At 62.9% G+C, this 24,936-nt stretch carries 27 protein-coding genes and 4 pseudogenes; 16 read left to right on the forward strand and 15 right to left on the reverse strand.

The features are described 5' to 3' along the window. Window positions 1-92 precede the first annotated feature (92 nt). A complete protein-coding gene (locus FQ775_RS07460) occupies window positions 93-824 on the reverse strand; it encodes a PIG-L deacetylase family protein (RefSeq protein ID WP_146301011.1) in 732 nt (243 codons plus the stop codon). Between the two features lie 343 nt (window positions 825-1,167). On the opposite strand from FQ775_RS07460, the gene FQ775_RS07465 reads away from it, so the two are divergent. Then, window positions 1,168-2,382 carry a LysR family transcriptional regulator gene (locus FQ775_RS07465; protein ID WP_146301010.1) on the forward strand — a complete coding sequence of 405 codons (1,215 nt, stop codon included), beginning with the start codon at window positions 1,168-1,170 and terminating at the stop codon, window positions 2,380-2,382. A gap of 154 nt (window positions 2,383-2,536) precedes the next feature. Beyond that, window positions 2,537-2,971: a transporter associated domain-containing protein gene (locus FQ775_RS07470; protein ID WP_206064839.1), complete on the forward strand. Its 435-nt coding sequence runs from the start codon at window positions 2,537-2,539 to the stop codon at window positions 2,969-2,971. Here FQ775_RS07470 and FQ775_RS07475 read toward each other — a convergent pair. From FQ775_RS07475 to FQ775_RS07500, 6 genes are all read right to left on the reverse strand, one after another. Continuing rightward, the gene (locus FQ775_RS07475) at window positions 2,867-3,850 is read right to left on the reverse strand and encodes a calcium/sodium antiporter (RefSeq protein WP_146301009.1); all 984 of its coding nucleotides are present in this window, start codon (window positions 3,848-3,850) and stop codon (window positions 2,867-2,869) included. The two genes, FQ775_RS07470 and FQ775_RS07475, sit on opposite strands and share 105 nt — an antisense overlap. A 52-nt stretch (window positions 3,851-3,902) precedes the next feature. After that, window positions 3,903-4,928, reverse strand: coding sequence for a KUP/HAK/KT family potassium transporter (locus tag FQ775_RS07480; protein ID WP_167812807.1), 1,026 nt, complete (start codon window positions 4,926-4,928; stop codon window positions 3,903-3,905). Window positions 4,929-5,053: 125 nt separating this feature from the next. Next, a complete protein-coding gene (locus FQ775_RS07485) occupies window positions 5,054-5,695 on the reverse strand; it encodes a hypothetical protein (RefSeq protein WP_146301007.1) in 642 nt (213 codons plus the stop codon). 516 nt (window positions 5,696-6,211) lie between these two features. Next, the gene (locus FQ775_RS07490; protein ID WP_146301006.1) at window positions 6,212-6,520 is read right to left on the reverse strand and encodes a type II toxin-antitoxin system RelE/ParE family toxin; all 309 of its coding nucleotides are present in this window, start codon (window positions 6,518-6,520) and stop codon (window positions 6,212-6,214) included. A 4-nt stretch (window positions 6,521-6,524) separates the two neighbouring features. Further along, complete coding sequence (locus FQ775_RS07495; RefSeq protein WP_146301005.1) at window positions 6,525-6,782, reverse strand: ribbon-helix-helix domain-containing protein; 258 nt, start codon at window positions 6,780-6,782, stop codon at window positions 6,525-6,527. 89 nt (window positions 6,783-6,871) lie between these two features. Beyond that, window positions 6,872-7,120 (reverse strand): hypothetical protein, encoded by a 249-nt coding sequence (locus FQ775_RS07500; RefSeq protein ID WP_206064840.1) that lies wholly within the window; start codon window positions 7,118-7,120, stop codon window positions 6,872-6,874. A 41-nt stretch (window positions 7,121-7,161) separates the two neighbouring features. On the opposite strand from FQ775_RS07500, the gene FQ775_RS07505 reads away from it, so the two are divergent. The 3 genes and pseudogenes from FQ775_RS07505 to FQ775_RS23895 form a co-directional block, all read left to right on the forward strand. After that, entirely contained in the window at window positions 7,162-7,491 is a 330-nt protein-coding gene (locus FQ775_RS07505; protein ID WP_206064841.1) for a hypothetical protein, read from the forward strand. After that, a pseudogene (locus tag FQ775_RS23890) lies at window positions 7,491-7,787 on the forward strand (ParB N-terminal domain-containing protein); the annotation flags it as partial. The gene FQ775_RS07505 and the pseudogene FQ775_RS23890, both read left to right, overlap by 1 nt. Window positions 7,788-7,864: 77 nt before the next feature. Then, window positions 7,865-8,011 (forward strand): annotated as a pseudogene (locus tag FQ775_RS23895) (plasmid partitioning protein RepB C-terminal domain-containing protein); the annotation flags it as partial. A gap of 102 nt (window positions 8,012-8,113) precedes the next feature. Here FQ775_RS23895 and FQ775_RS23900 read toward each other — a convergent pair. Continuing rightward, window positions 8,114-8,407, reverse strand: a pseudogene (locus tag FQ775_RS23900) (plasmid partitioning protein RepB C-terminal domain-containing protein); the annotation flags it as partial. A gap of 87 nt (window positions 8,408-8,494) precedes the next feature. Between FQ775_RS23900 and FQ775_RS23905 the strand changes: the two are divergent. Further along, window positions 8,495-9,163: pseudogene (locus FQ775_RS23905) on the forward strand (plasmid partitioning protein RepB C-terminal domain-containing protein); the annotation flags it as partial. On the opposite strand, the gene FQ775_RS07530 reads toward FQ775_RS23905, so the two are convergent. Together FQ775_RS07530 and FQ775_RS07535 are read right to left on the reverse strand one after the other, a co-directional pair. Further along, window positions 9,112-10,704: a winged helix-turn-helix domain-containing tetratricopeptide repeat protein gene (locus FQ775_RS07530; RefSeq protein ID WP_146301003.1), complete on the reverse strand. Its 1,593-nt coding sequence runs from the start codon at window positions 10,702-10,704 to the stop codon at window positions 9,112-9,114. The pseudogene FQ775_RS23905 and the gene FQ775_RS07530 overlap by 52 nt on opposite strands. 166 nt (window positions 10,705-10,870) lie before the next feature. Further along, window positions 10,871-11,782 (reverse strand): class I SAM-dependent methyltransferase, encoded by a 912-nt coding sequence (locus FQ775_RS07535; protein WP_146301002.1) that lies wholly within the window; start codon window positions 11,780-11,782, stop codon window positions 10,871-10,873. 318 nt (window positions 11,783-12,100) lie between these two features. Between FQ775_RS07535 and FQ775_RS07540 the strand changes: the two genes are divergently transcribed. The 3 genes from FQ775_RS07540 to FQ775_RS07550 are packed head-to-tail and all read left to right on the forward strand — an operon-like array spanning window position 12,101 to window position 13,324. Continuing rightward, on the forward strand, window positions 12,101-12,574 hold the full coding sequence (locus FQ775_RS07540; RefSeq protein ID WP_146301001.1) for a cupin domain-containing protein: 474 nt from the start codon (window positions 12,101-12,103) through the stop codon (window positions 12,572-12,574). Further along, window positions 12,571-12,975 carry a MerC family mercury resistance protein gene (locus tag FQ775_RS07545; protein WP_167812809.1) on the forward strand — a complete coding sequence of 135 codons (405 nt, stop codon included), beginning with the start codon at window positions 12,571-12,573 and terminating at the stop codon, window positions 12,973-12,975. The genes FQ775_RS07540 and FQ775_RS07545 overlap by 4 nt, the downstream gene beginning before the upstream one ends. Further along, window positions 12,956-13,324 (forward strand): DsrE family protein, encoded by a 369-nt coding sequence (locus FQ775_RS07550; protein ID WP_146300999.1) that lies wholly within the window; start codon window positions 12,956-12,958, stop codon window positions 13,322-13,324. The genes FQ775_RS07545 and FQ775_RS07550 overlap by 20 nt, the downstream gene beginning before the upstream one ends. A gap of 76 nt (window positions 13,325-13,400) precedes the next feature. Here FQ775_RS07550 and FQ775_RS07555 read toward each other — a convergent pair whose 3' ends face one another. Next, entirely contained in the window at window positions 13,401-14,060 is a 660-nt protein-coding gene (locus tag FQ775_RS07555) for a nitrilase-related carbon-nitrogen hydrolase (protein WP_206064844.1), read from the reverse strand. On the opposite strand from FQ775_RS07555, the gene FQ775_RS07560 reads away from it, so the two are divergent. Both FQ775_RS07560 and FQ775_RS07565 read left to right on the forward strand, forming a co-directional pair. Then, on the forward strand, window positions 14,059-14,688 hold the full coding sequence (locus FQ775_RS07560; RefSeq protein ID WP_167812811.1) for a hypothetical protein: 630 nt from the start codon (window positions 14,059-14,061) through the stop codon (window positions 14,686-14,688). The two genes, FQ775_RS07555 and FQ775_RS07560, sit on opposite strands and share 2 nt — an antisense overlap. Window positions 14,689-14,696: 8 nt before the next feature. Further along, the gene (locus FQ775_RS07565; RefSeq protein WP_246730292.1) at window positions 14,697-14,798 is read left to right on the forward strand and encodes a YgjP-like metallopeptidase domain-containing protein; all 102 of its coding nucleotides are present in this window, start codon (window positions 14,697-14,699) and stop codon (window positions 14,796-14,798) included. A gap of 342 nt (window positions 14,799-15,140) precedes the next feature. On the opposite strand, the gene FQ775_RS07570 is transcribed toward FQ775_RS07565, so the two are convergent. The 4 genes from FQ775_RS07570 to FQ775_RS07585 form a co-directional block, all read right to left on the reverse strand. Next, window positions 15,141-16,583, reverse strand: coding sequence for an amidase family protein (locus FQ775_RS07570; protein ID WP_146298259.1), 1,443 nt, complete (start codon window positions 16,581-16,583; stop codon window positions 15,141-15,143). A 108-nt stretch (window positions 16,584-16,691) separates the two neighbouring features. Continuing rightward, on the reverse strand, window positions 16,692-17,372 hold the full coding sequence (locus tag FQ775_RS07575; RefSeq protein WP_146298258.1) for an RraA family protein: 681 nt from the start codon (window positions 17,370-17,372) through the stop codon (window positions 16,692-16,694). A gap of 5 nt (window positions 17,373-17,377) precedes the next feature. Then, entirely contained in the window at window positions 17,378-18,916 is a 1,539-nt protein-coding gene (locus FQ775_RS07580; RefSeq protein ID WP_146298257.1) for an ABC transporter substrate-binding protein, read from the reverse strand. A 160-nt stretch (window positions 18,917-19,076) separates the two neighbouring features. Continuing rightward, on the reverse strand, window positions 19,077-19,952 hold the full coding sequence (locus FQ775_RS07585) for a hypothetical protein (RefSeq protein WP_146298256.1): 876 nt from the start codon (window positions 19,950-19,952) through the stop codon (window positions 19,077-19,079). 98 nt (window positions 19,953-20,050) lie between these two features. On the opposite strand from FQ775_RS07585, the gene FQ775_RS07590 reads away from it, so the two are divergent. The 5 genes from FQ775_RS07590 to FQ775_RS07610 all read left to right on the forward strand — a co-directional run bounded on the left by FQ775_RS07590 (window position 20,051) and on the right by FQ775_RS07610 (window position 24,929). Beyond that, window positions 20,051-20,980 (forward strand): LysR family transcriptional regulator, encoded by a 930-nt coding sequence (locus tag FQ775_RS07590; protein WP_146298255.1) that lies wholly within the window; start codon window positions 20,051-20,053, stop codon window positions 20,978-20,980. 181 nt (window positions 20,981-21,161) lie between these two features. Beyond that, complete coding sequence (locus FQ775_RS07595; protein ID WP_167812813.1) at window positions 21,162-21,953, forward strand: HpcH/HpaI aldolase family protein; 792 nt, start codon at window positions 21,162-21,164, stop codon at window positions 21,951-21,953. 2 nt (window positions 21,954-21,955) lie between these two features. Then, window positions 21,956-22,981, forward strand: coding sequence for an ABC transporter ATP-binding protein (locus FQ775_RS07600; RefSeq protein ID WP_246730293.1), 1,026 nt, complete (start codon window positions 21,956-21,958; stop codon window positions 22,979-22,981). Continuing rightward, entirely contained in the window at window positions 22,966-24,012 is a 1,047-nt protein-coding gene (locus FQ775_RS07605; protein WP_246730294.1) for an ABC transporter ATP-binding protein, read from the forward strand. The genes FQ775_RS07600 and FQ775_RS07605 overlap by 16 nt, the downstream gene beginning before the upstream one ends. Further along, a complete protein-coding gene (locus FQ775_RS07610) occupies window positions 24,009-24,929 on the forward strand; it encodes an ABC transporter permease (protein ID WP_146298253.1) in 921 nt (306 codons plus the stop codon). The genes FQ775_RS07605 and FQ775_RS07610 overlap by 4 nt, the downstream gene beginning before the upstream one ends. Window positions 24,930-24,936 lie beyond the last annotated feature (7 nt).

Raw genomic sequence — 24,936 nt, forward strand, 5'->3', positions numbered from 1 at the left:
CTTCCTTCCTTTGTCGTCCGCCTGCTCCGGGGAATCATCGCCGAGGCGCGGTCAATCCCTGGCCGTGGTCGTTTCGGGTCGAGCGCCTGATCCTAGAGTTCGTCGACCGTGCGCGGAAACACCGACTGGAAGCCTTCGGCATAAAGACAATCGCGGCCGCCGGCCTGCCCGCCCGAATTGCGCTTGAAGTGGTTGGCGCGCTGCTGGGCGACGCGGGTGTAATAATCCCACAGGTGGACCTGCCCTTGCATATGCTCCATCGCAGCGCGTTTCTTCTCCCATACCGGTGTGATGTCGAGGAAGGTATCAGGCTTCCAGCCCATCTGCTCGGTCTGGTGCGGCTCGAACAGGTATAGTTGCGGCGCCCCCAGCACCTTTTCGCCCGGATTGTAGCCCCACGCCTGCGCGATCATCCGGCACTCGAGGGCAACCTGCGTCATGTACATGTGGTCGGTGTTGTAGGGGTCGTATTGCGAATGGCTCATCATGAAGGCCGGCTGCACCTTGCGGATCAGATCGACCAGCCTGTACTTGTCGTCCTTTTCCATCTGCAACGGGTAGTCACCGAGATCGAAACAGACGAGTTCGGTCACGCCGAGCGCCGCGGCTGCGGCTTCCGCTTCGCCGCGCCGGATGTCCTTCACTTCCTGCAGCGACTTGCCTTCCTTCCACAGCTTGGCGCTTTCCCCCCGTTCGCCGAAGGAGAGGCATGCGACCGTAACGGCGTAGCCCTTTTCGGCGTGGAGCGCGATGGCTCCGCCGCAGCGCCAGACGAAATCGGCGGCATGGGCGGAAATGACGAGCGCGGTCTTCGGTGTAGACATGATCTGGGCCCCGGAGCTTCCTGTCGCCTTGCATTGTCTCATCCAACCCGGCGCTCGACAATTTGGAAGCTCATGCAGCAGGATAAGTTTTTGCTATAATTGCGATCTAGTTCTGCAGGCATGCGCGTACGGCGAAGCGAGAGGACGAAAAGGAGTAAGGATTGCTGAGAGTCAAAACACCGGCGGCGGGCCTTCGTCGGCCTCCGGAGGGCGGCGCAGCATTTGGCAGGTTGGCCGCCATTCCGCCTGGGTTGGCACGACATCAGCAACATGATCGCGGCAACCCGGGAGCAATGTTCGCACGATACCACGACCGTAGGCTCGATCGCGGCCCGTCCGCTCCATGATCTCGCGGAACCTCAGACATTTCAGAGTTTTTCTTGCTGTAGCCGAGCTTCGCAAGCCGACCGCGGCCGCTGACCGGTTCCTGGTTTCGCAGCCCGCGGTAACCCAGGCTCTCGCCAAACTGGAACGCCAAGCCGGGGGCGCCTTGTTCGAGCGTACCCGGCAAGGCTTTTTCCTGACCGAGCGCGGCGAGGTGCTCAACGCGCGACTGAGGCGCGCGATGGACAGGCTCGACAACAGTTTCGCCGAGGTCTCGCCGAGGTTGGCGGTGACGGCCACGACGGCTCAATTGCAAGCGCTGATAGCCATGGCCGAGGCGCGGAACTTCACGCTGGCGGCACGCAGGCTCGGCGTCGCCCAACCAACCGTGCACAGGGCGATCACCCAGATCGAACTGGAGGCGACCCGGTCCCTGTTCGAGCGAACGCCCTTCGGCATGGTGGCGACGCGACCCTGTCGCGAGCTCGCGCAGGCCGCCCGGCTTGCATTCTCCGAGTTCGACCAGATCGAGGCGGACCTTGCCGATCTTGACGGGCGCGAGGTGGGCCGTATCGTCGTCGGGTCCCTGCCGCTGTCCCGCTCCGTCGTGCTGCCTGAGGCCGTCGCCAGGTTCCTTTCCGCTCGGCCAAAGGGGAGGGTGACGATCATCGATGGCCCCTACGACGATTTGCTGGGGAGTCTCCGCAGCGGGCAGATCGACTTCATCCTCGGCGCCCTGCGCGATCCGCTGCCTATCGACGACGTAACCCAGGAACCGCTTTTCCTCGATCATCTTGCGATACTCGCCCGACCCGACCACCCTTTGGCCGCCGAGCATGATATCCCGCTGGAGGTACTCGTTCAGCACACCTGGACCGTACCGCGGCCGGGTACGCCGGCGCGTGAGCAATTCGATGCCCTGTTCGAGGCGCAAGGAATGGTCCTGCCGGACAGCGTCGTGGAGTGTGGTTCGATACTGCTCATGCGGGAGTTGCTTCTCAGGAGCGACCTCCTGGGATGCATATCCGGTCAGCAAGCCGAGGCGGAGGTCCGCAACGGCCTTCTTGTAAGCCTGCGGACGCGAATCGATTGGCCCGGCCGCAGCATCGGCCTCACGTACCGCCGGGGCTGGGTACCCACGAAGGCCCAGAGCCTGCTCCTCGGGGCAATACGCAGAGCCACGGGTGAGAGGGGTTCGGCGTCGCGACTCATCGAAAGGCATAAGAAGATCTGATCGTCACAACTGCCCGGCGATACCTCGTGGGCGGTGCGAACAATCAAGCGGGCAGGGGGGCTGATTTCCGCGGTGTCGACAGGCTGCGGACGGCGCCGGCGCATATGGTGCTGGTCTACGACGAATACGGGCACTTCGAGGACATCGTCACGCCATGTACGTACTGGAGGCGATCGCGGGCGAGCTCCCCGAACACGGTACCGACGAGCCCAAGGTGGTGACGCGGGCGGACGGGTCCTACCTGATCGCGGGGTGGATGCCGGTCGACGGGTTCGCCGATCTCCTCTCGCTAGAGATCGACGAAGACCGCGAATACGAGACGGTGGCAGGGCCTGTCCTCGACGAAGCGGGCCAGTTGCTGGAAGTGGGGCAGCGCATCGACCTGCAAGGCTGGGGGTCGAGGTGGTCGATATGGACGGTCGGCGCATCGACAAGCTTCTGGTGCAGAAGGCGGCGGCTTGAGCCTGCCGCCGCCATCCGGGATTTAGGGCCAGATCGCCCAGACATAGACGAGGTAGCCGACGAGCAGGACTGCGCCCTCCCATCGCGCGATCCTGAGCCCGGTCCAGGCAAAGGCGACCAGCGCTAGCGAGACGCCGATCATCACGAGGTTGTCGAAGCTCACGATCTCGGCCGGCACCACGCCCGGTGCGATGAGCGCCGTAAAGCCGCCGATCCCGAGGATGTTGTAGATGTTCGAGCCGACGATGTTGCCGAAGGCCACGTCGCCCTGCTTGCGCAGACCGGCAACCGCCGAGGTCACGAATTCCGGCATCGAGGTGCCGACCGCCACAATGGTCAAGCCGATCACCGTCTCCGAGATTCCGAAGCCGCGGGCCAGCGACACGGCGCCCTCCACGAGAAAGCGACCTCCGATCACGACAAGCACGAGCCCGGCAAGGGCAATCAGGGCCGAGACCAGAAGGGATTTCTTTGGTTCCGAGGGAGGCGCAAGAGCGACATCGGTTTCCTGCAGCGCAAGGCTCTTGTCGTAGACCGCGCCATGGCCGCTCGGGGCAGACGCCCTCTCCTGCCGGAAGGCAAGATAGACATAGGCGATCAGCGCCGCGACGAAGACAGCGCCGACACCGCGTCCCAGGGGCATCGCGAACGCAACAACTGCGAAGACGATGGCGACAGCCAGCATGACTGCGCCGTCGCGTTTCAGCGCCACGGACGCGATGACCATCGGACTTATCAGGGCTGCAACGCCGACGATCAGCAGGATGTTCGCGATGTTGGAGCCGACGATGTTGCCGTAGGCGATCCCCGGCGCGTCAGAGAGTGCCGCCTGCACGGAGGTGACGAGTTCGGGTGTTGAAGTTCCGAAACCGACCAGCGTCAGCCCGATGACCAGCGGTGAAACCCCGAGGCCAGTTGCGACCTGGACTGCGCCTCGGACCAGCAACTCGCCTCCAGCGATCAGCAGGACGAGACCTCCGATGAGAGGCAACCAGATCTCCAACACGTTCTAACTCCTTTCATTTTCGGGTTGAGGTTAACAGACGAGGGCCATTCGTCTAGACCGCGACCTGCGATCCCATCTCGACAACGCGGTCGCGCGGAAGGTGGTAGAAGTCGCTGGGGTCGGCGGCGAGGCGCGACATCAGGATGTAGACGCGGTCCCACCAGACGGGCATGCCGACCGTCGGGCTCGCCACGATCTTCCGACGACCGAGGAAGAACGACAGCTTGCGGCCTTCGAAGTCCAGCGTGTCCTTCCGCAGCTGGCCGAGCGCGCGATTAACGTTGGGCGTCTCCATGAACCCGAAGCGTAGCGTCACACGCGTGAACCGATCATCGATCTGCTCGACCGATGCGCGCTCAGCAGCGCGGACGCGCGGCGTATCGCAAGTTTCGACGGTCAGGACGACGATCTGGCCGTGCAAGACGTGGTTGTGCTTGAGATTGTGCAGCAACGCCGGCGGAGACGATTTCGGATCGCTCGACAGGTAGATCGCATTTCCCGGTGCATGGAGCGCGGAGCCCCGCTCGATCTGCCGGATGAAACGATCAAGAGGGACAGCCTGCGCACGACTCCGTTGGAACAGATCCCGCGTGCCGCGCGACCAGGTCCACATGGCCAACCCGATCAGCGCACCCAGCACGAGAGGTACGTAACCGCCCTCCGGGACCTTCAGAAGGTTGCCGGAGAAGAATGCGAGCTCGATGAGCAGGATGGGAGCGGAAATGCTTGCCACCAGCAACCACGACCACTTCCAGACATGCCGCAGCATAAGCATGGCCAACCCGGTCGTGACCAGCATCGTGCCGCTGACGGCGATGCCGTAGGCTGCAGCCATGGCGCTCGAGCTCTGGAACTCGAGGACGAGGAGCAGAACGCCGGCAACCAGGGCAATATTGATCGCCGGAAGATAGATCTGGCCACTCTCTCGATCCAACGTATGGCGGATCTCGAAGCGGGGCAGCAGGCCGAGTTGTACCGCCGGGGCTGGGTACCCACGAAGGCCCAGAGCCTGCTGCTCGGGGAAATACGCAGAGCCGCGGGTGAGACGGGTTCGGCGTCGCGACTCATCGAAAGGCATAAGAAGATCTGATCGTCACAACGGCCCGGCGATACCTCGTGGGCGGTGCGAATAATCAAGCGGGCAAGGGGGGTGATTTCCGCGGTTCCCCTCTATCTCGGCAGTTCGGCATCGGGGTACATGCGTTAGGCTAGCGTTCCTGCCGTTTCTGTTAACTTGATGCCGTAACTTATCATTAGGATTATCAGTGCCCACAAAACAAAGCCAAAGAACGATTTGGCGCCGTAATGGCGCATTGAACGATAAAATGCGCGCGCCCTCTTTGTGCTGCGCAGCGGGCTCAGCATCATTTCGGCATGGTCCTTGGCGCTGGCACTCCGAAGCGAAGAAATAAATGTTCGTATGATCGTGATGGGCCAAAACAAGAATGTAACGATTGGCCTGCCATGCATATCGACAAACAGTACCCGGAAACCACCCCATAATCTCGTCCAGAATTTCATTCGCCAATTGCCGGCCCAGAGCAATCGGCCGATTGCGAAAAATTCTGCGGTAGCAACAATAAATCCCATTGAAAGGTAGTCTTTTAGAAATCCCGGCAGTCGCCAGCCAAATATTCTCAGGAATGCGCCTAGCGAAAAATCCCATATCGGGCGAGTTACACTCTGATATGCATCGACGACCTCTTTGATTTGGCCTTGGAGGTCAATCACTCCGCTGAGAAGGCCCACAAGACCGATACCTCCCAGTATCCCGCCTGGAATTCGAGCAATAAGCTGTCCGAGGCTCGTTGAAGCGCTGGGCTGCTTGTCCTCGTGTTCGCTCAATGTCTCATTGCTCCGCGCTCTGCATCACGCCGGTTGATGATCTCGGTTACGATATCTTTTGAACGGTTTTCAAAGCGATCGCGCTGGTCAGACCGCTGGCGCAGACCGACCGGTACTTGCCACAACGAGCCTTGGGTGGCCGCCCATGCCCGAATCCTCGTTAGCACATCCATGTCAGCGCTTGCATTCTCCTATGGGCCTTCCATGGAGCAATGCGAACAATGCACGAAGCTATGAACAGCGGGACAGTTCTGTCAGGGCGGAGACCAAGACGTTCGATCCCGAGATGGTGCGTTTGAAGGTCACGAGCGCCGGCAGTAGGCGGTGATTGAGTACGGATGGTCCTGAGAACACCATCCCGCCGTATCGCGGGCAGGGGTCGTACGCGGTCGCGATGGCTCGAATACACGCGATGATCGTTCTGGCGGAGGGAGTGGGCCTGATATCCAACCTTCTCCACCTCGCATGGCCTTCCTTCGGCTCGGCTTCGGATCTGACTTTTTTCGCTACAATGGTTTATCCAAAGTCTTCCTTGAACCGGTCGATCTGGTGCATCCGCTCGTGCAGGATGGTGACGATGCCGATGTCGCCATTGCCGAGCCGTCTCCAGTAAACGAAGTGCCGCTCGTAGCGGAAGAAGTATCCGTCTACTCCGAACTCGGCCGGCACCGGCCTCGATATCACCCCGCGGGTTTCGATCTTCTCGAAGGCGTCGAACAGCCCGGTGATGTATGTCTCGGCCTGCGCTTCGCCCCACTGATCGCGGGTGTAGCGGTAGATCTCGTCGAGACGCACCGAGGCCGCTTCCTGGACCCGGATTGCCATGGGCTCAAGCCCGCCGGTTTCGAGCGATCACCTCGGCGGCGGTCATGGGCGTGTAGCTCTCCTCGGGCGCGGCGAACGCCCGGTTCAGTTCCGCCTTCAGGCGATCGAAGGCTTCGCGCTCCGCGCGCTCCTTGTCGCGGCGGATCAGGTCGCGGATGTACTCACTGACGTTTTCATAGGCGCCGCCCTCGCCAACGTTCGTCGCGACGAACTCACTGAGAGCGCCGCTCACGCGTACGGTCATCGTTGTGGTGCGCGGCATGGGGGCCGTCCTCCTTCTTCTGTATTCAAGATAACCAAAAACGAACGCAGGACAAGAGGTGGCATGGACCCCGGAGGTAGCGCACGCCCCTAATCGTCGTCCCTGATCCACCGCTCCGCCAGCGCCAGGAGCACCAACACGATGGCGTCGGAATGCCGCGCGAGTAAAATCAGGTGCTCGCCGCTCGGCCCGCGCTCACCCGAAAACCAGTATTTCACGGTTCTCTCGCTGGCTCCCGTCCACCGCATCGCGGTCTTGATCGCCCGATGAGTCGAGCCGAGCTCCGTATGCAAAGCCAAAGCTATCGCACCACGATAATCGCCCGGAATGCTGTCCACCAGAGATCATCGCGGGCGTTACGCGCCATGGCGGGTCGGCCGTGCAGGATCCGGCCACGGACCTTGTTCGCGTCAACGACGAGTTCACCGTGTCCATCGTGCTGGCCCGCTGCACGGCGACGGCGGCCGGGTCGCTGCGCTGGCGCATCCGTCTCGACACTGGGCTGGTGCCGGACATCACCATCGCCGTGCGCATGGACGAGGTGAACGAGGCGCCGCGCGACTACTACGTGCTGCCCAGCATCGACATGACATTTGGGAAACTGAAATTCGCCAAGCAGAACGGGCTCGCGCTGGATGCGTACCGCTTCGATACGCTCGATTTCTTCTATGCGCTCGCCTCGCGGGCCAGGATCGCGGAGGTGGCGTGATGCCCGACGAATTTGAGCCGACCAGCCCGAAGCAGGTGACACTGATCCCGACTGACAGGATCCGGATCCTCAACCCCCGCGTCCGCAACCGGCGGACTTTCGAGGCAATGGTGGCCAACATCGCCCGCATTGGCCTGAAGCGCCCAATCACCGTGGCGCCGCGCGCCGGGACCGATCCGCAGGAATACGACCTCGTCTGCGGCCAAGGCCGCCTCGAGGCTTTCATGGAACTCAAGCAGGAGCGCATCCCCGCCATCGTGATCGAGGCCGACGAAAGCGACTGCCTCGTCATGAGCCTCGTCGAAAACTGTGCGCGGCGGCAGCACAACCCCATCGACCTGATGCGCGAGATCGGCGCGCTCCGCCAGCGCAGCTGGTCGAGTCGTCCAAGCCAAAGAAGGTCAAAGGGATCACGCCCGAGGCGATGGCACGGATGGAGCAGGAACTCGCCCGGCTGCAGGAGGGCATCGCCTCGATCCAGGACACCTATGGCCAGGATCACCTGCATCTGACGGTGATCAAGGGCTACGTCGGCAGACTGCTCGGGAACGCCCGGGTTGTGCTCTGCCTTCTTGATCAGCAGCTTCTGGCGCGTGGCTTCCTGCTGATAGGCGCGAACGAGGCCTTCGCTGGTCAGCGCCCGTCTCCCCACACGGCGACCGAGCGGATTGCTCTTGATCTGCGGGCCGCGCAATTCGCGCTGCTGGATCAGGCGTCGCACGAGCGCCAGCTTCCGGCCGCGCAGCTTGTTCTGCGTGTAGGCGTCCATCAGCGCCTTCTGTGCGCCCTTCGCGTCCGTCTTGGAAATCTGGATGGCGAGATTCAGCGGCAGGAGCCCCGACTCGACTGCCGCGACCAGGCGCTCTTCGCCTTTCTCCAACAGACCGGCGATCATGTTCACATACTCGGTGGACACGCCGATCTTCTCGCCGATTTGCCGGTCGTTGTAGCCGCGCTCGACCTCAACATGAGCAGCATCCGGCGCAAGGCGCGCCTGCTCGATGGCATCTGCGAGGAAGCGGTCGCGATCCTGAAGGACAAGCCCTGCACCAATGCGGTGTTCGAGACACTGCGCAAGATGAAGACCATGCGGCAGATCGAGGCGGCCGAGCTGCTGGTCAACGCAAACAACTATTCCGTCGCCTATGTGAACGCGATCCTCGCGGGCACGCCGCAGGCGCTATCTGGCGCAGAACCATCCCGAGTTCCTCGGCGAGTTCCAGACGATCACCGAGATCACGCCGGTGGAAGCCGCCAACCCCGATTGATTGAGGCAAGAGCAGACGATGGGGACCCGGACCCGACAAGCGCGGGGACCGCGGGAGACGCCGGACGGTGGGCCGGATCGAGCGCGGCGGTGGGGATGGCGGCGAACCCGTTCGGAGCCCACCAGGCTGGCTGGAGTTTTCGCCGGCCGCGTGGCCGCCTCCGCGGCTGCGTTCAATCTGGGCGTGTCGGAGGACGGGCTACTCCGGCACGCCCATGCAAGCGAGGCGGCTCCGACGTCGAACAGCGTAGATTTCAGGCTGAGAGCGCAGACGGTAGCGCGGGGTCCATCAAATCGATGCGTCGGAGAGATCGCCGACGCCGGAGTTGTTGGGTGCACCACGAAGGCTCGCTCTACTCGTCGACACCGGCGAGCCGCAGCCCCTCTATGAAGATGTCGAGCTGAGCGGGATCCTTCAGGTAGAAGAGCCGCTTCCGTGCGAAGTTCCGCGAGAAGTCGGACCGCGTCCGTTTCAGCGTCTCCACAGCCTCGGGGGCGCGGCAGTCGCCAAGATGACCGAGGGCTGAGACGAGGTTGGCCTGGGCCCAGAAATGCGCGTTCGGCACCTGCGTCGCGCGGCGCGCCCACTGTGCCGCCTCGTCGAACTCCTGGCCGAAGAGATGGGCGAGCGAACGATAGGACATGAAGGCCCAGCGGAATGGGTCGTGCGGGCTGAGGTCGATCGCTGCCTGGAATCTGTCAATCGCTTCGTCGAGCCGGCCCTCATAGGCAAGCGAGTCCCCGAGGCCGCAATGGCTTAGCGCCAGACAGGGATTCAGCCGCAGCGCGTCCTCGAGCGCGTCGATCGCGAGTTCGTACTCGCAGCGAGCGAGGCGGACGCGGCCGAGCGCGAACAGGGTGTTGGCGTCCTGATCGTCGCAGGCGACGCCCTCGCGGGCGAATTCGAGTGCCTCGTCCATCCGCGCCCGGTTGGGCTCGCCGTCGAAATAGACCATCTCGAGTATCATCGCGTAGGCGAGCCGGGCGTAGGGAGCGCCGAAGCCGGCGTCCTCGTGAATTGCCTGCCGTAACAGGCGCTGGCAGCGTTGGTTGCTTTCCGGTGTAAAGCGGTAGAACTCGATCGAGCCGAGTTGGTAAAGTTCCCAGGCACCGAGGTTCTTGCGTGCCTGTCGCGCGGCACGCTGCTGCTCGGTGATGCCGAGCTCGGTCGCGACCCTCGCGGAGACCAGACGAGCGATCTCATCTTGCAACTCGAAGATGTCTGTCATGTCCCGGTCGAAGGTCTCGCTCCAGAGGCAGCGCATGTCGCGGGCATCGAGCGTCTGCACCGCAACACGAACCCGATTTCCGTCGCGGCGGACGCTGCCGGCCACGAGGTAATCGGCCCCCGCGGTGCGGGCGATCTCGGCGGGCTCGTCGCCCATCCCCGTCAGCGCGAAGGCAGTGCTGCGCGGGATCACTCGCAGCCAGCGGTTCCGGGAGAGCGCGGCAATAATGTCTTCCGTCATTCCCTCGGCTAGGACGGTACCCCGCCCGTCGTCGTCTAGGCTTGTGCATGGGAGCACGACCAAGGTCGGCGGGCCGGTTCGCGCCGCTGCGGCTCTGCCGTCGCTGTCGGGTCCTGCCGCCTCCGGCGGAGCCGTCTGCCGGCGCAGACGGAAGCCGCGCCCGTGCACCGTTGCGATGATCTGCTGACTATCGCCGTCGTCGCCGAGGACTCGCCGCGCCGACCGGATCTGGCTGCTGAGTGCTGCGTCCGAGACGACCCGGTCGGGCCAGACCGCGCTGAAGATCTCGTCGCGGGTCACGGTATGTCCCATGTTCTGCGCCAGAAACCGGATGAGGTCGAACGTCCGCGGCTCGATCGGTACCCGCTGCCCATCCCGCCGCAGCTCGAAGTGGTCCGGGTCAAGCTCGAATGGGCCGAAACGGATCGGGCCGTCGGCTTCGTCGAGTGTCAGCGGTTGCACCGTCGAGCGGCTCATCAGCGGCTCCCGGTTTCGTTGGGCGCCAGACGGCTATTGCCTGCCGACGCATCGGTCTCGCCTCCAGGGGCGACGCGCGGACTTGTCGGCGTCGCGGTGGGTTCCGGCGGAAGACATCTCGGAAAACCCTACCAGAGGCCGCGCCCTTGCGGCAAGGAAAGTCCGGTCAGTGGCCGTTCCCGCCGGGATTCGTGGCGCTGATCACCCAGGACGAACTCGGCATGACGATGCCCTCGGCCGAACTCGTCTGGGCGCGGATCGCCTCCGCCAGCGCCGCCTCGATCTCGGACCGCCGCGCCTCGGCCGCGTCTCCGGCCTCACGGAAGACTTCGCCGGCAGGGCCGATAGCCAGCTGAAACGCTACTGCATCGCGGACGTCGTGGCCGACGAGCACGGGCGCGTCGACGCGTTCGAAGGTGATGTCGTCGTAGCCGGCGATCTCCATCATCTTGCGCACCATCGGCTCGTCCGCCATCGAGAAAGGGCCCGGTCCACAGGTTCGCGCGTCGTCGCCCGGCGCGGGCAGGAAGCGCAGGACGACATCCTTGGCCATGGACAGCCAAGGATTGTCGGCCGAATTGCGCCATACGATGTGAGTCATCCGGCCGCCCGGTCGCAGCGCGCGGCGCATGTTGCGCAGGCCCGACACCGGGTTGGCGAAGAACATGGTGCCGAAGCGGGCGAAGACGAAGTCGAAGGCGCCCTCGGGAAGCGCGACCTCGGCATCGCCCCGCATGAAGCTGAGGTTGTCGATGCGAGCCTGTTCACGGTCGGCATCGGCGGCGGCAAGGAAGGCGTCGCAGCAATCGATTCCCACGACCTCGCCTTCTGGGCCGACGATGCGCGCGAGTTTGATCGCGGTGTCGCCGAAGCCGCAGCCGACGTCGAGCACCCGGTCCCCCTCGCGCACCGGGAGCTTGGGGAAAACCGCCTCGCTGTGATGCGTCAGGCCGTCGACGAGGATGTGGCGGAACCGGATGAACTTGGGTGCGAGCACCTCGTTCCAGAACTGCACGAACTCAGTGTCGTCTTGCGGCGCAACTGCAGGCGTGGCGGAGGTTTGGTCGAGCGTGGGCATGCGTGCCTCCATTTGTGGTTTTTGGAAACTTCCGGGTCCGAAGCATAGGTGCGGTGCCGGTTCGATGCTTGAGCGTTTCCTGACGGTTCCGTGGGGCTTTCGTGTCCTGGCGTCGCCGCCCGCAGATGGCAGTAGCCGCCGCATCAGGCCGGACCTCGCGAATGCAGAAAACCGTCACGCAAGAAGCAGGAAATCCTCAAGCATGCCGGGTGCGGGTTCTTTAGGCTCGTCATCGACGGCTTGGTTCCGACCAAACACAGATGTGACCGGGCCGGATCGCGCCCACTCTGGCGCGTGCCATAGAGAGGAGAGATCGAAATGACCCGCCACCAAATGCCATTTGCCTCTGCCGCCATCGCGACCGCCATGCTTGCCGCGCCTGTCGCGTTGGCGGAAGACGATCACGTGCTGATCGAAAGCGACGCGTTCGAGTATCAAGCCGGTCCCGCCTCGATCGACGAGGGGGCGGAATTCGCGGTCCTCTACGGAGACCCCGGTTCGGACGGCGTCTTCGCCATGCGGCTGAGGCTGCCCGACGGCTTCCACATCGCGCCCCACCAACACACCCAGCCCGAGATCGTGACGGTGATCTCCGGCACGTTCCGGCTGGGCATGGGCGAGGAGGCAGACCCCGAGGCCACGACCGCGCTCGAGCCCGGTGGCTTCTTCGCCTATCCGCCGGGCATGGTGCACTACGCCTATGCCGAGGGCGAGACCGTGATCCAGCTCAACAGCACCGGACCATGGACAATCACCTATGTCCGCGACGAGGACGACCCGAGGACGCAATGAGCGGCGCCATGAGACCCGAGGCCGGACCAAACTCGCTCGCCGCGGGCGCCACGGCGCTCGCGGTCGCCGCCTGCTACGGCACGATGCTGATCGTGGCGGCGCTCGCCTCGCTCGGCATCGCCGTGGCGATCCATGACGGCGTCTGGGCCGGAGCCGTGAGCCTGTTCGCCGTTCTCGCCTGGGCCAGTGTGCTCATTGGGTATCGGCGCTACCGCATTCTCTGGCCGGCGGCGCTCGCCACCCTCGGAGCCGCCGCCGTGCTCTGGGCGATGTTCGGATCCTATCACTGGCTGACGGAGCTCGTCGGCCTCGCCGCCCTGGCGCTCGCCGCGGCCTGGGATTGGCGGCTCAAGAAAAACGCGCGCAGCAAGGAGACCAAGAATGCCGGAAGCTCAGCGTGACCTCGTTGTGGTAATGACACATGGACCGGACGAGGAACTCTCCTCCGTCGCGTTCACCATCGCCAATGGAGGGATGACCGCCGGACTGAACGTGTCGATCTTTCTGACCAGTTCGGCGGTGGACGCCGTACGCCGCAAGGCGACGGACATGACGCACGTCAAGCCGCTCGAGCCACTGGCCGGGTTGGTCGACGATTTCCTGAAGCGCGGGGGCACCTTGTGGGCATGCGCGCCCTGCGTGAAGGCGCGGGGATACGAAGAGGGCGACCTGATAGAGGGAGTCGTCGTCACCGGCGCCAGCCCGATGCACGAACGCATCAAGGCGGGCGCCGGGACGCTGAGTTTCTAGCCGGCCGCCACCATGCGGGGTTGAGCTTGGCGGGCGGAGTTGGCTACCCGGCTCAGGCAGGGTGTTCTGGACTGAGCTACGATGGCCGCTCGTCCGCCTCGACGAACGCCGCCGGTTGCATCGCGCGCCGATCGATCTCCAGACGGAACAGATCAGGCCGTCCGTAGTGGCCGGCGACGTCGAGCGATTTTCGCGCGCTGCGCGCTGCCTCGGCGTCGATCGTCGCGTAGAGGATGCCCTTCTCCCGGTGGAGCGGCCCGGCGACCACGCCGCCGAACGGCTTGATGACGACGGCATCGCCGGGATTGATCCATTCGTCATCCGTGAACAGCGTGTCGCGCTCGGGAAAGCTGTCGGGAATGTCCGAGCCGGCGAGCGCGGTGGCGGTGCCGAGCACCCAGCAGCCGCCCTCGCGCGCGATGTGATTCGTGGTGGCGAGCCATGTCTCGCCGCTGTCCCAGGTCGGGGCAATGTAGATGTCGAGGTTCTGGGCGTAGAGCGCGAAGCGGGCGAGCGGCATGTAGCTCTCCCAGCAGATCAGGCAGCCGATGCGCCCGACCGGCGTATCGACCACACGCAGGCCGCGGGCGTCGCCCATGCCCCAGACCATGCGCTCGGGATTGGTCGGCATCAGCTTGCGGTGCCGGTTGAGGATGGCGCCGTCGGGCCCGACCACGACGACGGTGTTGAACAGGGTCGAGCCGCTGAATTCGGAATCGATCTCGTGCATTCCCATGACGACGGTCGAAGAAGTCGGGCGTGGTGGCGACGCGCGGCAGCAGCTCGCCCGCATCGGTCGCCTGCAGGATCCGCACGCCCCGGTCGGACATGCGCTGCGCGAGATCGGCGTCGAAGGCGACCTGCTCGTGGTGGAGCTCGGCGGTGTCCTTGTTGATCGCGGTGAACACGGCGGGCGCGGCGCTGATGCCAGGCACGCTGGTTTCCATGTAGGCCTGATAGAGCGCGATCTGGGCGGCGTAGACCGGCTTCGACTTGGTCACGCCGTCCTTGACGCAGGCGCGCCAGTTCTTCGCGTTCATCGTCTTGCATTCCCAGAGCGCGGGAACGGCCAGACCGAAGCCTTCGGGCCCGGCGGCGACGATGCCGTCGACATGACCGCGGATGCGCCCGCCCGCGACGGAGAAGCCGAACTGGCCGCCATCGGGCCGGTTGCCCTTGCGCGTGTAGAGGTCGAAGCCCGCGCCGCGCAGCCAGGCGACGGCCAGATCCTCGAGCGCATGGCCGATGGCGAAGATGCGCAGCGACTGGCCGCTGAAGTCCTGGCCCTCGTCCTTCGGCGTCGCCGTGAACTCGAACTGCAGGGCACGCTCGCAGGCATGGCCGAGACGCGAGCCGCGAGATAATCTGCCACGTGGCTGAACCCCATCACGGGGCAGCCTTCTTCGAGCTCCTCGAGAAGGTGATGCCCGATTGGGAGCGTCAGAAGCAGCGGTTGGAACGAGCCTTGGCCTGACTTCCGAGCCCGGTCGCGGCAGGTGCAGACGCGACTCCAATCCAAACAGTTTCTTTAGCGGGATTTTCCCTCATCAAAACAAAGGCGTACAGGAAATTTACCAAATCGGCGCAGTCATAAGGTCGGGAGAAAATCGGCCCTGAGAGACCGCTTCCGGCCCGCTTGGCGAAGGGGACAGTGCTCAGCCCCACCCGCATAACCCTCGAAAACAACGGAAAAATCCGGCCGCGGCCGGATCGGGAGAACGCTTTCGAGTGGGCAGGTGGCGGAGGGGAGGGGTCTGACGTCCAACCTTCTCCAGCCCCACAACCTCCGTTGGAAATGCTTGGAGGGATCGAACAATCAGGAGGGCTGGAAAGGGCTCTCTACGACACGTTCGACCGAGCGTCCGATCGACAGTAGCCGCATGTCCTGTCCGACCCGGGTGAAGAGCGATATTCCGAATCGGGAACCGTTAGGGTGCCACCCGATCGGTATCGATAGCGCTGGAGCGCCAGCCTTGCCCGTCAACTTGGCCGCCACGCCCATCGGCGCGATCAAGATGTCGGCCGCGCCCGCAGCAAGAGCTGCATCAATGCCCTCCGTCGTGGCCAAACGGACGTCGTTGAGGCGGTCGACGCGGTAAGCAGGGTCTTCGAGACCGCTGGTCGCCTCGGCCGCCAATAGCAATGATTGGCCGTAGGGAATGGCTTCGGGATGCGCTTCGTTCCAGGCGATGATATCGGCGAGCGACGCCATGCCGCAAGGAGCGCGGTGTTCCTGAAGGAACTCGCCGATCGCTTGCTTGAACTCGGTGCGAAAGACAGACGAGCGTAGCGGTGCCAATTCCGGGGCGCTGGGAACGTCGCAGGGATCTATTATGCGGGCACCGGCCTTGGCCAGCGCACTCAGCACCTTGTCGAACATGCCCTGTGTCGCGTCGTCCTCGATCATGTCGGCCATTGCGGTCCGCGGCACGCCGATTGTCGCGTAACGCAGGTCGGCGGTCTTCGGCATTTCGAGCGCCGGCACGCCGCGCAAATAACTGATGCTGTCGCGAGCATCCGAGCCCGACATGATTGCGGCGACGACGATTGCGTCCTCGACTGTGCGCGCGAACGGACCGATGCTGTCCTGACTTGGAACTAGCGGGGCGACGCCGGCGCGGCTCACAAGCCCCACGGTTGGTTTGAAGCCAACGATCCCGGTCGCGGAGGCCGGCGATTGAATAGAATTCTGCGATTCACCGCCGATGGCGAAAGGAGCGAAAGCCGCCGCTACCGAAGCAGCCGAGCCGACACTCGATCCTTGGCCGCGGTCGAAGCGCGGCCCACGCGGATTGCGGACGACACCGCCGGCGCCGCTGAATTCCGAGGGCATAATGTCGGATGCATAGTCGGCGAACTCGGTCATGTTGGCCTTCCCGAGTACGAGCGCCCCGGCCCGTTTCAGACGGGCAACGATGGTCGCATCGCGACGCGGCAGGAAGTCCTTCAGCGCCCGTGCGCCGATTGTCGTCGCCATGCCGTCGGCCGTCGTCACGTTGTCCTTCAACACGACCGGCACACCAACCAGCGGCTCATCGTTCGCTCGACCCGACGCGAGGCGCCGGTCAGCCAGATCAGCGTCTTCGAGTACCCGCGGTGCGACCTCGCGGATAGCGTTGATTGCATCCCCACTCCCGTTTCGCGCCCTGATGCGCGTCAGGTACCACTCGACGGCCTCACGTACGGACAGGCGCTTCTCACGATAGGAGCGGGTTAGCTCGGTGACGGATCCGGAAGCGAGGATCTGCTCAACGTCCATGCGTAAGGCTCCGTGTGGGCTGTGCGCGAGCGCGGGAGCCGGCCCCGGGAGGAAAGGGGCCGGCTCGGGGAGGTCGAACCTGTCGGAGCGGGTTCGAGCGACGCGGCGTTAGTCGATGAAGGCGCAGCCCTGGTCTGTGACGACCTTCCTGGCGTTGGCCATGCCCGGGAATTGACCGGCGGCCAGCAACGGACCCCATTCGACGTGCTTGCCATGTAGTTCGACCACCTTGTCGACAACGTACGGCGCGTCGGCAGCTTGCACGCAGGCAACGCCGTTGGTGTCCGCCACGATTATGCTGCCGGGGAAGACGACCACGCCACCGCAGGCGATCGGCACATTCACCTCTCCCGGCGCATCCGCCAAACATGCGTTCGGCACAACGCCACGGGCAAAAATTGGGAAGCCCGATTCAGCAATTTCGTCCGCGTCTCGGACATAGCCATCAACAACCATCGCCGCCACCCCGTGCTTCTGCATGCCACCGGCCAGCAGGCCGCCGAACATGGCGAAGTCGGCGCTGCCACGACTAGATACAACAAGCACGTCACCTTTGCGCAACTGCGCCATCGCCATCTTGAGCATGTTCACTCCGCCCAGCGGCAGCGAAACGGTGATCGCCGTCCCTGCGACACGGCCCGGCACATTGCCGATGCGGTGCAGGCCGCGCATTGTCGCCGCCTGGCGAGTGACGTCGGCGATGTCAGCAGTGTCACACTCAGCCAGCCGCTTCACGAGGGCGGCCGGCGCGCGCTCGACCTTCTCGTAGACCCTGAAACCGATGCTCATGGAATTCACCGCACCGATGCCGCGCCGAAGTCGTAGTTCTGGTCGGGGCGAGGGTCCCAGTCGATCTTTTTCGACACACCGTAGCTGTCGACCAGTTGGTAAAGCGGCACCCAGTAGGCCTTGTCGACGATGACATGCTTCTCGATTTCGGCGTAGGTCTTCTGACGGAAGTCCGTATCGGTCGTCAGATTGGCCGCCGCGCCCATCTCGTCAAGCCGCTTGTCATCAGACTCAAGGTAGCCACCATAGCGTGACGTCGAGGCGAAGTAGGCACGCGATACCAGGAAGCTTGAGTCGGCATAAATCGGCGCGTAACTCGCCAAACTCATGCCGGTGGAGTCCCCGGCACCATATTTTTGTATCATGATGCTCTGCGCGGCGCTGTCCAGATTGGCGGTGATGCCTACGGCAGCGAGCTGGGCCTGCACTGCCTGCGCCACATATGGCTCCATCACTGAACCGTCCTGCGTGAAGTGCAGGTCAATAGTGACGCCATCGGCGAAGCCCGCCTCCACAAGAAGCGCCTTGGCTTTCTCAGGATCATAAGGGATGCCCTCGAAGGAAGCCTCGTAGCCGATCTCGCCAGGCAGGAAGATACCTTTTAGCGGCACAGCGTCCTGGGCTAGCAGCGAGTTTACAATGGCGTTGCGGTCGATGGCATGGGCAATCGCCTGCCGGATCCGCACGTCGTCAGTCGGCTTGTGCTTGGCACTTACGAAGAAAAAGATGCGCCGTTGGCTCGGAATACGCTTTACCTCGGCTTCAGGCAGCGCCTCGACAAGCGGGGCGAGCGTCGGAGAAAGGTCGGCAACCACGTCGGCACTGCCGGCCTGCAGTTCCGCCACGCGAGTCATGTCGTCAGGGATGCTCCGATAGACGACCTTCGAAATCTCCGGCTTGGTCCCCCAGTAATCGGGGTTTGGCTTGAGCGTGATCGCTACGCCCTTTTGCCAGTTGTCGAGCATAAACGGGCCGGTGCCGATCGGTGCGTTCCCAAACCCCTGCGTCTTGACCTGCGCGAAGTACGCCGGCGGATAAACATACAGAAAGGAAAGTTGTGCGGGCACGGTGGGAAGGTTGGGTACCTTAGTGATCACATCGAAGGTCAGGTCGTCCACCACCTTGATCTCCAAGTCTCCGACGAGTGGTGGACCGGAGCGCTTGTTCTCCATGTATACGTCCTTGGTGAAACGAACAGCTTCGGCCGTCAACGGCTCACCGTTGGTGAATTCGACGCCCGGGCGCAGATAGAATCGCCAAGAATAATCGTCCACCTGTTCCCATCTTTCTGCGAGACCTGGGTGCAGCTCGTAGTTCTTGCCGTCCCATACATACTTGGTGATGGCTTCGACGATCTCCGAGCTGATACGCAGGGATGGACGGGCAGATTCGAAGTCCGGTTCAAGCATGTTGACTACTGCCGCCTGGACAACGTTCAGCGTGTTCTTTTCCTGGCCGAGTGCATCGCTGGTCCAAGCGGCGACAGACAGGGAAAGTGTGGATGCTGCGACGCTCAATGCTGAAAGAAAGTTTTTTCTGATCATTGGATTGCGCTCCCCTTCAAGATGTACGCAGAGTCATCTCGCAGGGCGTAACCCCTGCCAGCGCTCGCGGGACGGTCTTTGGCGTACGGTGGATGATAGGGGGCGCGATCCGGATTCGTTCATATGGATTGAAGCTGGCAGGTATATCAATAAATTCTGGCTACCCGCCCGGAGGCTTCGGCGGTGTCAACTGTCGTCCCAGCATCCTGGCCTGCAGCACCAGTGCCAGCGTAAGCGAACAGGAGACGATGGTTGCCAGAATGAGGCTCCAACCATACTCGAAATGCGGCAGTAAGAGCGAGAATGCGGCTGAGAACACAGCCAGTCCTGCCGCGCCTTTCAGGGCGGCGTTCAAGGTACCTATCACATTCGCGGCTCCAAGTTTCTCGTGTAGCGTTACGGCAACCACGCCAAAGCCGATCGGGAAGGCAAGCAAGATACCGGAGAACTCTGGGCCAAGGCGGCTCGACATCGTCGTGACTGCCGCAACCAGCAGGCCGGCGAGACCGCCGCGAACAAGCAGCGTGGCCCACCCGATGGACGGCATGGCGGGTGCTGTGCCAAACGCGAGACGTCCCCCGAGCCAGATTGCGATCAACGTTACGGCTGCGAAGGCTGCAAGGCCCAAGAGTGGCGCGGGCGGAAGGTGGCTGACAGCGACCGCGGCAATCGACCAGACAATCACCGAGCAGCCTAGCGACCTGGCAACTCCATGCCTGCGCGCACATGCCATGTAGGTAAGAATGAATGCCTGCGTTCCGCACAGAGACCAGAGTGAGTGAGACGCCGCGTTGTTGACGAAATCAGGTGTGGAATGGAGGGAGAGAAAGTAGAAACCGGGGCCGATCACCACGGGCAAGCCTGCGAGCGCACCGCCGATGAATGGACCGAAATGATCGACGGCCCACGTTACCGCCATAACCACCGCAGCAGTGGCGGCCATGCGGAATGCGAGTTCGAACAATGGAAGCGCAACGAGTTCCTGCAATCGATCCTCGATGTCGACGAGTCGAGCGTGCGCAGCACGCAACAGCATTTTGGCGTTGCGTCACTACGCTCTTCCGCTGCTATGATCCAGAGCGTTCGGGTTCCTGTTAAGGGCGAGGATGAGACTTCCCGAGTTTAGGTCGATATATGGATCTCAGGCAGCTTGGATACTTCGTGCGGGTGGTGGAGATGGGCAGCTTGACGCGGGCTGCGACCGTGCTCCGCATAGCGCAGCCGGCACTCGGGGTCCAGATCAAGAAGCTGGAGGGGGAGTTTGGCGCGCCTCTGTTGGTACGTCATTCGCGCGGTGTGGAGCCGACCGATGTCGGCGCATTATTGTTCGAGCAAGCCAAGGCATTGCTGGCGAACGCCGACGCCATAAAGAACAAGATCAACGACTATAAGGGGCCACCGCGCGGCCACGTTTCACTCGGCATACCGCCGATCGTGCATTCGGTGCCGATCGATGTCATCGAGCGCTGCAGGGCCGAATATCCGGAGATCTCGCTTACGATCGTTGAGGAGTTCTCTTCTTTCCTGGTCGAATGGATCGAGGACGGCCGACTCGATATGGCCTGCGCCTACGTCGATTCAATCCCACGCGACATGCGCGGCGAGCGACTGCTGCGCGAGGACTTTCTGTTTGTTGGCGCACCGGGAATGATAGACGACAATGGCAGTGACATTTCATTCGACGAAATGGTGAAGCACCCGCTTATCCTGCCCGGCAAAGAAAACAGCTTGCGCCGACTACTGCACGATGCTGCCCTTCGCAACGGCGTCTCGCTTAGCGTTCCACTGCAAGTACGATCGCAGCCCCTGGTCAATGAACTGGTCGAGCGCTCATTCGGCTACACGATCCTACCTTACATGGCGGCGAGGCTGAAGATGGAGCAAGGTCGGTTCGTCGCGCGCCGCATCGTCAATCCCGTGGTCTCGACTGAGTTGCGGCTGATCTACCGCGAGCGCCGCACCTTCTCAAAGGCCGAGCGGGCGGTACGCGAGATCGTCACCAGCGCATTCAAGGACGAGATTACCCGTTCGCTCGCCTCGGGAAGCAGTTTCCTGCGCTACTGACACTGGCGACTCCTACACGGCCGCGATAGGAGCCATGTCATTTATGTATGACGGTCAGCCGGGGAGCGTCGCTATCCTTCGTGGGTCCCTGGGGGAACCGCGTCTGACCACCGCTCTTGGCCGCGCGCGTCCAATACAAAGCACGGATGAGAGTATTGTGAACGCAAGAACGAAATTCCCGATGCGCGAGAACAAGCTGCGCAAGGTACTGGCAGAGAAGCATGTTACTGTGGGAGCCTTCATGGATTTCCCGTCAGCTGATCTCGTCGAGTTTACCGCTTGGATAGGATTCGACTGGATTCTGATCGACGCCGAGCATGTCGGGATTAGCGTTGAAACATGTTACAACCTCGTTCGAGCTGCGGATGCCGCCGGCATCGCCTCGATCGTGCGTGTGCCCGACATCAGCGCTGAAACGATCCTGGCCTACGCCGACAGCGGCGTCGGAGGCGTAATCGGACCGCATGTTCGCAACGCAGCTGACGCCAAGGCACTCGTCGCTGCCCTTCGTTATGCTCCGCTCGGCATTCGCGGCGCCGCTGCCGGCTCGCGCGCTGCAAACTTCGGCGTCACACAGAGCCCGCGCGACTATTTTGGCGCCGTCGAAACTCACCCGGTCGCGATGGCCCTACTGGAGGACATCGAAGCTTATGATGATGATCTCGACGCCATAGGCGAGGTTGAGGGGCTCGACGTCTTTTGCCTTGGCAAGATGGACCTTTCCATCTCCGCCGGCGTGCCAGGCGACGTCGGGCACGAAACGGTTCAGGCACGCCTGCGCAAGGCTGCCGAGGTTGCCAAACGCAACGGCAAGATCCTTAACGAGGCAGTTGGTGACAAGGCCTCTGTCGAGCGAGCCATCGAGCTCGGCTCGCGGATGCTCATGGGTTCGGTGCAAAGTCTGCTCGGGCAGTCTGGCCAGATCTTCATCGAAATGGTCTCCGACGTCGTGGAAAAATCCGTGGCCCGTTAGACGTGGAACGGCTGGCTGACAATGAAAGGGATACGGTCCTCGCGGTGAAGAACCTCTCGGTCGGGTTCGACCAAAGCCAGACGCGAACGGTACTCGCCCAAGTATCGCTGAAAATACGCCGCGGAGAAACGTTAGGCCTCGTTGGCGAAAGCGGGTGCGGTAAGTCCACGCTCGGCCGTGCTGTGATGAGGCTATTGCCGCCGAACGCCACGATGGCAGGCTCCATCCGGTTACTTGGCAGCGACGTGGCGGCGATGGACGAACGGAGGATACGCAGGCAGCGCGGAGGTGTCGTGGCTATGATCTTCCAGAACCCCATGTCGGCGCTCAATCCAGTGCTCACGGTTGGCCGGCAAATCACCGAAGCGCTTGAGATCCATACGGAGTTGCGTGGCCGGGCCGCGATCGCTCGCGCGATCGAACTTCTCCACATCGTCGGCATTAGTCGGCCACGGGATCGCGTCCACGAATATCCGCACCAGCTTTCCGGCGGCATGCGCCAGCGCGCCATGATCGCCATGGCGATCAGTTGCGATCCGAAGCTGTTGATTGCTGACGAGCCTACGACCGCGCTCGACGTGACGGTTCAAGCGCAGATCCTCGATTTGCTCGCCTCGTTGCAAGAAAGAATGTCGATGGCGATGCTGTTCATCAGCCACGACATGTCGGCGATAGCCAGCGTGTCCGACCACATTGCCGTAATGTATGCGGGCCGCATCGTGGAGCAGGGCGCTTCAACGCAGCTACTGCGCGATCCCGCGCATCCTTACACCCTCGGACTGCTGAACTCGGTGCCGCATGTCGATGGCGTCCGCCGTCCCAGGCTGCAGGCGATCCGTGGAAGCGTCTCAGCTGTGTCTGCGAACGATGTTGGATGTTCGTTCCGGTCGCGCTGCGATTTCGCGATTGCCCGCTGCGGGACAGAAACCCCGCCACTCGCGAATATCGACAATGATCGCGCGGCGCGCTGCTGGCTGGCATCGGCGGACTGGCGCCCGACCCTGACTCCGAAGTGCGCATCGACATGACGCCCCCCTCTATTGCAAAGCCAATCGAGCGCGGCGGCTTGGTTGCAGATAATGCGCCTCTGCTCCGGGTCAACAACATGTCGGTCGACTTCGGCAACCGGCGCAAAACATTCCGTGCAGTCGATAGCGTCTCTTTCGACCTGATGCGTGGCCAGACCCTCGGAATCATCGGCGAATCGGGCTGTGGCAAGACCACGCTCGGCCGTGCCGTGTTGCAACTGCTGCGGCCCTCTGCCGGCCAAGTACTTTTTCGCGACAGTGACCTCGCCCGCCTTAGTGGTGGGGAATTGCGCGGGGTACGCCGTCACATGCAGATGATCTTCCAGGATCCGCGTTCTAGCCTCGACCCACGCTGGACCGTTGGCGATACATTGCGCGAACCGCTCGCCGTGCACGGCATCGCTTCGGGTCCTGCGGCCGACCGGATCGTCGACGAGATGCTGGAGGCGGTTGGCCTAACGACCGCGGCAGGGAACCGCTATCCCCACGAATTCTCGGGCGGGCAACTTCAACGCATTGCCATCGCGCGAGCACTAATCGCGCGTCCGCAGTTGGTCGTTTGCGACGAACCGACCGCAAGCCTTGACGTTTCCGTCCAGGCGCAGGTCGTCAACCTGTTGTCGGAACTGCAGGAGCGGTTCGGGCTCACCTACATCTTCATCTCACACGACCTGGCCATCGTCCGGCACCTCGCTCATCGTGTAATGGTCATGTATTTTGGCCGCGTAGCGGAGATACTGGCGAGCGATGATCTGGCTCGCGCCGCGCGCCATCCCTATACTCGCACCCTGCTGTCGGCGGTTCGCAACCCGGCGATGACTGACAAGCGTTCCTTCCGGTCTGTCGACCCAATGGCGACCGACGTGCCGCACCTGCCCATCCTTCAGCCTCACAGCTGCTACTACGAGACGCGGTGCGCGTATGCCGAACAGCGCTGCGGCAGTTCGAGACCAGCGCTCGAAACCATAGAGGGGCAGCACCGCGTCTCGTGTCATCGGTGGCGCGACCTTGCGGGGGAGGCAACGGTATGATCCGCTTTGTCCTGCGTCGCCTGATATCTGCTTTCATCGTGCTTTTCATCGTCGCGTCTGTAACCTTTTTCGTGCTGAACCTGACCGGTGACCCGGTCACGGCGGTTCTGCAGGGCACTGGCGCCTCGCAAGAGGAAATCGCGGCGCTCAAGTCGAAGCTCGGCTATGACCGGCCAATCATCGTCCGCTATGGGGATTTCTTGTGGGCCATGGCGCATGGCGATTTCGGAGAGTCGATCCGCTTTGGTCAGCCTTCCATCGATATGGTCATGGAGCGACTGCCGTACACGCTGATGCTCGGTGGCGCAGCCATCGCCATCATCGTCGCACTTGGGTTGCCTCTCGGAATCCTGGCGGCCGTCTTCAAGGACAGCTGGTTCGACCGCTGCGTTTCAGCCGCGACCGGCCTTGCCCAGTCGGTGCCGCATTTCGTCGTCGGTCCACTGCTTATCCTGTTCTTCGCCGTCATGCTGAAGTGGCTGCCAGTTTCGGGGGGCGCAACGACCTCCTCCATCGTGCTGCCGGCCTCCACCCTGGCACTGTATCCGATGGCACTGGTGACGAGAGTGCTGCGGGCCAGCATGCTGGACACCATCGAACAGGACTATGTCCTGACGGCTCAAGCGAAGGGTTTGTCGCACCCCGCAATCGTCGCCCGTCACATGGTGCGCAACGCGTTGCTACCGGCCTTGACCGTCATATCATTGCAGGTCATCGCCATGATAGGCGGCACAATCGTGGTCGAATCGATCTTCGGCTGGCCGGGGCTCGGCAGCTTCGCGCGTGATACGCTTTTGGCCAGTGACTTTCCGCTGGCCCAGACGATCATCGTTTTCGTGGCCGGAGCCGTCGTGACGATCAATCTCGTCACCGATATAGTTTATGCGCTGGTCGATCCGCGCATAAGGCTCCAGTGAGCGCGGC

Origin of the sequence: Nitratireductor mangrovi (genome assembly GCF_007922615.2) — a bacterium.
Taxonomy (GTDB): domain Bacteria; phylum Pseudomonadota; class Alphaproteobacteria; order Rhizobiales; family Rhizobiaceae; genus Mangrovimarina; species Mangrovimarina mangrovi.